The following is a 5,537-nucleotide window of genomic DNA, read 5'->3' as shown; positions in this document are numbered from 1 at the left end:
ATCGGTCTCGTCGTGCTCACCGGGGGCGTGTTCCGCCAGCGCGACGCGGCCGGGCTGGCCGCGGCGGCCCGCACGGTGCGCCATGACGCCGTCCTGGCGCCGCTGCTGGCCCGGGCGGAGGTGCGGGTCGACAGCGAGTCCGTGCTCGCCCCGGCAGGGCTGCTGGCCGCGCACGGCCGCGAGGTCGCGGCGGGCGGGCTGCTCGCCGAGCACCTGACAGGCTGATCACCCCTGAGTTGACACCCCCGCGGTGGCTCGGAACCATGGAGGTCGCGACATCGCCGGGCGCCGAGAGGCGCTGCAGCGGCCGTCACCGGCCGCCACGCTCGGGCCCGGCCGGCACGGACGAGAAAGGGCGCCTGTCTCCGACGAGGAGGGAGGGCGCCGTGACCCGTGTACGCCGCTCCTCCTCCCCGCCGGACCGCACCCGTCGTGCCGACGAGTACGACTCTTACGCCTGAGGAGGCGCACCCACCCCATGACCGATCACCCGAAGCTGCAGCACGCCGGCGGCCTGGACTTCGCGATCGCCGACATCTCCGAGGCGGAGTACGGCCGCAAGGACATCCGGCTCGCCGAGAACGAGATGCCGGGCCTGATCGACCTGCGCCGTGAGTACGGGGAGTCCAAGCCGCTGACCGGCGCGCGGATCGCCGGCTCGCTGCACATGACCACCCAGACCGCGGTCCTCATCGAGACCCTCGTCGCGCTCGGCGCCGACGTCCGCTGGGTGTCCTGCAACATCTTCTCCACCCAGGACTACGCGGCCGCCGCGACCGTCGTCGGCCCGCACGGCACCGCGGAGGAGCCGCAGGGCGTCCCGGTCTTCGCCTGGAAGGGCGAGTCGCTGGAGGACTACTGGTGGTGCACCGAGCAGCTGTTCAAGTTCCGTGACGCCGACGGCAACGTCGTCGGCCCGAACATGATCCTCGACGACGGCGGCGACGCCACCCTGCTCGTGCACAAGGGCGTCGAGTTCGAGAAGACCGGCGTCGTGCCGAGCTTCGACGACGACGACCTCTCCGTCTCCGACGAGGAGCGGGTCGTGTTCGACACCCTGCGCCGCAGCCTTGCCGAGGACCCGCAGCGCTGGACGACGATCAACTCCGACATTCGCGGCGTCACCGAGGAGACCACCACCGGCGTCAACCGGCTGTACCAGCTGGCCGAGCGCGGCGAGCTGCTCTTCCCGGCGATCAACGTCAACGACTCGGTCACCAAGTCGAAGTTCGACAACAAGTACGGCATCCGCCACTCGCTGATCGACGGCCTGAACCGGGCCACCGACGTGCTGCTCGGCGGCAAGGTGGCCGTCGTGGCCGCCTACGGCGACACCGGCAAGGGCTCGGTCGAGGCGCTGGCGGGCCAGGGTGCGCGCGTCATCGTCGCCGAGGTCGACCCGATCTGCGCGCTGCAGGCGCTGCTGGAGGGCCACCAGGTCGCGACCCTGGACTCGGTCATCGAGCAGGCCGACATCATCGTCACGGCGACCGGCAACAAGGACATCCTCACGGTCGACCTGCTCAAGCGGGCCAAGCACCAGGCGATCGTCGCCAACGTCGGTCACTTCGACAACGAGATCGACATGGCGGGCCTGTCCCGCGTCGAGGGCATCAAGAAGATCAACATCAAGCCCCAGGTCGACGAGTGGATCTTCCCGGACGGCCACTCGGTCATCGTGCTGTCCGAGGGCCGCCTGATGAACCTGGGCAACGCGACCGGCCACCCGTCGTTCGTGATGTCCAACAGCTTCTCGAACCAGGTGATCGCCCAGATCGAGCTGTTCACCAAGCACGAGGAGTACAACAAGGACGTCTACCGGCTGCCGAAGCACCTGGACGAGAAGGTCGCGCGGATCCACGTGCAGGCCCTCGGTGGCGAGCTGACCAAGCTCACCAAGGACCAGGCCGAGTACATCGGCGTGGACGTCGAGGGTCCGTACAAGCCGGAGCACTACCGCTACTGAGCGAGAAGCTCGCGGATCGCGCATCGGTACCGCGTTCTCCGTTCCGACGGCGCGGTGGCCCCTTCCCGGGGCGCCGCGCCGTCGGCGTACCAGGGGGTCACCGTCGGGATGACGATCGAGATCGGGTCGGGTGACGGCTGGGTGCACTGCGCCCGGGGGCACCGGCACTGGGGTCTGTTCGGCGCGGCCGGGCTGCTCGTGCGCCACCGCGACGACGCCGACCCGGCGGGCGTCGACCGGGTGCTGTTGCAGCACCGGGCGTCCTGGAGCCACCACGGCGGCACCTGGGGGATCCCCGGCGGTGCCCGGGACCGGGGGGAGTCCGCGGTGCGGGCGGCGCTGCGCGAGGCGGCCGAGGAGAGCACCCTCGCCGTCGCCGGGCTGGCGCCGGTGGAGGAGTTCGTCGACGACCACGGCGGCTGGAGCTACACCACGGTCGTCGTGCGGACGCCGGACGCGCCGCCGGTCCGGGTGCGCGGCGCGGAGAGCACCGAGCTGCGCTGGGTGCGCACCGACCGGCTCGGTGAGCTGGACCTGCACCCGGGCTTCGCGACGACCTGGCCCACCGTCTCGGAGTTGGGTGCCTGACCTAGGCTCGACCGCCGTGGGGGAACTGGTGGTTGTCGAGGGACTGGACGGTGCGGGCAAGCACACGTTCACCACGGAGCTCGTCGCCGGGCTGCGCGCACACGGCGCCTCGGTCACCACGACGGCCTTCCCCCGCTACGACGACGACGTGCACGCCGAGCTGGCCCGCGACGCGCTCTACGGCCGGATGGGCGACCTCGCCTCCTCGGTGCACGCGATGGCGGTGCTGTTCGCGCTCGACCGCCGGGCCGCCGCGGCCGGGCTGCGTGCGGCGCTCGCCGCGCACGACGTCGTGCTCGTGGACCGCTACGTCGCCTCCAACGCCGCCTACAGCGCCGCCCGGCTCGGCCAGGACGCCGGCGGCGAGGTCGTCGGCTGGGTCCGGGCGCTGGAGATCGACCGGTTCGGCATCCCGGTGCCCGGCCACCAGCTGCTGCTGGCACCGCCCCGGGAGGTCGCCGCGGAGCGGGCGAGGTCGCGCGCGGCCACCGAGCCCGGCCGCGCCCGCGACGCCTACGAGAGCGACGACGGCCTGCAGGCCCGCACCGACGCCGTCTACCGGGAGCTGGCGGCGCGGTCCTGGCTGAGCCGCTGGACGGTGCTCGACGACCCCGCCGCGGCACCGTCGGCCCTCGTGCCCGCCCTGCTGCACCGGTGCTGATCACGGGGCTGGGATAGTGATGTCCATGAAGTCGCGCGTACTGGTGGTCGACGACGACCCGGCCCTGGCCGAGATGCTCACCATCGTGCTGCGAGGCGAGGGCTTCGAGACAGCGGTCGTGTCCGACGGGACGCGGGCACTGCCCGCCGTCCGGGACACCCAGCCGGACGTGGTGCTGCTCGACCTGATGCTGCCCGGCATGAACGGCATCGACGTGTGCCGGGCCATCCGGGCGGAGTCCGGCGTCCCGATCGTCATGCTGACGGCCAAGAGCGACACCGTCGACGTCGTGCTCGGGCTGGAGTCCGGCGCCGACGACTACGTCGTGAAGCCGTTCAAGCCCAAGGAGCTCGTCGCGCGGATCCGGGCCCGGGTCCGCCGCAACGACGCCGAGCCCGCCGAGCAGCTGTCCATCGGCGAGATCGACATCGACGTGCCCGCGCACCAGGTCACCCGGGAGGGCCGGCCGATCGCGCTGACCCCGCTCGAGTTCGACCTGCTCGTCGCGCTGGCCCGCAAGCCGCGCCAGGTGTTCACCCGCGAGGTCCTGCTCGAGCAGGTGTGGGGCTACCGGCACGCCGCGGACACCCGCCTGGTGAACGTGCACGTGCAGCGTCTCCGGTCGAAGGTCGAGCGCGACCCGGAGCGCCCCGAGGTGGTCCTGACCGTCCGCGGGGTGGGGTACAAGGCCGGTCCTCCGTGACCGGCGCGCCGCGGGTGCACCGGCCGTGGTGACGCGTCGCCGCGGACTCCGCACCCGGCTGGCCCGGCTGCCCGGGGCCCGGCGGGTCGCCCGCGCGCTGGGCCCGCTGCGGGTGCAGGCGCACGAGCTGGGCATGCTCATCGCCGCGGCCTGGCGGCGGTCGCTGCAGCTGCGGGTGGTCACCTCGACGCTGGCGCTGTCGTCGGCGGTCGTGCTGGTGCTCGGCCTGGTGCTGCAGAGCGAGATCGCCGAACGGCTGCTGCAGAGCAAGCTCGACGCCGCGATCTCCCAGTCGGATGCGAACCGGCAGGTCCTGGAGGGGCAGCTGGCGAGCGTCGACCCGGACCGCGAGGGCGTGCAGGAGATCCTGGACACCGCCCTGGAACGGCTGACCGACACCACCGGCCCCGGCCGGGCCGGGACGGCCGGGGAGTTCAGCGCCGCGCTGACCACCGGGTCGGCGAACGGGCCCGAGGTGTCCGCCGGCGACGTCGGCCAGATCACCGCGCGCCAGCAGGACATCACCGCCCGCGGGTCGCTGGACAGCCTGAACCGCCAGTACACGACCGTCGACGGCGTCCCGAACCTCGTCATCGGGCAGAAGATCGCCACCGCGGGCCGGGAGCTGCAGTTCTACCTGCTGTTCCCGCTCAACGGTGAGCAGCTGACGCTCGGGCTGGTGCAGAGCACGCTGATCGTCGGCGGGCTGGTGCTGCTGGTGCTGCTGGCCGCGATCGCCAGCCTCGTCACCCGGCAGGTGGTCCGCCCGATCCGGCACGCCGCCGACGTGGCAGAACGCTTCGCCGGGGGACACCTCGACGAGCGGATGGCCGTGCGCGGCGAGGACGAGGTCGCCCGGCTCGCCGAGTCCTACAACGAGATGGCGGGCAGCCTCGCCGCGCAGATCGCCCAGCTCGAGGAGTTCGGGGCGCTGCAGCGGCGGTTCACCTCCGACGTCAGCCACGAGCTGCGCACGCCGCTGACCACCGTGCGGATGGCCGCCGACGTCCTCTACGCCTCCCGCGACGAGCTGCTCCCGGCGCTGCGCCGCAGCTCCGAGCTGCTGGTCACCGAGCTCGACCGGTTCGAGGAGCTGCTCGCCGACCTGCTGGAGATCTCCCGCCTCGACGCCGGCGTGGCCGAGCTGGGTGCCGAACGGGTCGACCTGTCCGCGGTGGTGCGGCGGGCGACCGACGCGGTGCGCGGCATCGCCGCCGACGCCGGCACCGACCTCGTCCTGGACCTGCCGGCGGGCGAGCTGATCGAGGCCGACCCGCGCCGGGTGGAGCGCATCGTGCGCAACCTCGTCGCGAACGCGATCGACCACGGCGAGGGCCGCGCGGTGGAGGTGACGGTGGCCGGCGACGACGCCGCGGTCGCCGTCGTCGTGCGCGACCACGGCGTCGGGCTGCGGCCCGGCGAGGCCGACCTGGTGTTCAACCGGTTCTGGCGGGCCGAGGAGTCGCGGGCCCGGCGCAGCGGCGGCACCGGGCTCGGGCTGTCGATCAGCATCGAGGACGCCCGGCTGCACGGCGGCTGGCTGCAGGCCTGGGGCGAGCCGGGCAACGGCTCGGCGTTCCGGCTGACCCTGCCGCGCGAGGTGGGCGGGCACATCGCCG

At 73.0% G+C, this 5,537-nt stretch carries 6 protein-coding genes; all 6 read left to right on the top strand.

Going from position 1 to position 5,537, the window contains the following annotated elements:
* Window positions 1-225, top strand: a 225-nt coding sequence (locus tag GTW08_RS27290) for a glutamate mutase L (protein WP_346009977.1), incomplete at its 5' end; no start/stop codon positions are given.
* 253 nt (window positions 226-478) lie between these two features.
* Window positions 479-1,966, top strand: coding sequence for an adenosylhomocysteinase (ahcY, locus tag GTW08_RS27285; RefSeq protein WP_073576340.1), 1,488 nt, complete (start codon window positions 479-481; stop codon window positions 1,964-1,966).
* Between the two features lie 108 nt (window positions 1,967-2,074).
* The gene (locus tag GTW08_RS27280; protein ID WP_073576339.1) at window positions 2,075-2,554 is read left to right on the top strand and encodes an NUDIX hydrolase; all 480 of its coding nucleotides are present in this window, start codon (window positions 2,075-2,077) and stop codon (window positions 2,552-2,554) included.
* 16 nt (window positions 2,555-2,570) lie between these two features.
* Window positions 2,571-3,215 (top strand): dTMP kinase, encoded by a 645-nt coding sequence (locus tag GTW08_RS27275; protein WP_073576338.1) that lies wholly within the window; start codon window positions 2,571-2,573, stop codon window positions 3,213-3,215.
* Between the two features lie 25 nt (window positions 3,216-3,240).
* Complete coding sequence (gene mtrA, locus GTW08_RS27270; protein ID WP_020622190.1) at window positions 3,241-3,918, top strand: MtrAB system response regulator MtrA; 678 nt, start codon at window positions 3,241-3,243, stop codon at window positions 3,916-3,918.
* Between the two features lie 133 nt (window positions 3,919-4,051).
* Window positions 4,052-5,537 (top strand): MtrAB system histidine kinase MtrB (gene mtrB, locus GTW08_RS27265; protein WP_161152709.1); only part of this gene is annotated, 1,486 nt, incomplete at its 3' end.

The organism is Pseudonocardia sp. SID8383 (genome assembly GCF_009864975.1).
In the GTDB taxonomy this organism is placed as follows: Bacteria; Actinomycetota; Actinomycetes; order Mycobacteriales; family Pseudonocardiaceae; genus Pseudonocardia; species Pseudonocardia alni.
The sequence above is the reverse complement of the archived record's forward strand: the minus strand, read 5'-3'. Positions and strand labels throughout refer to the sequence as shown.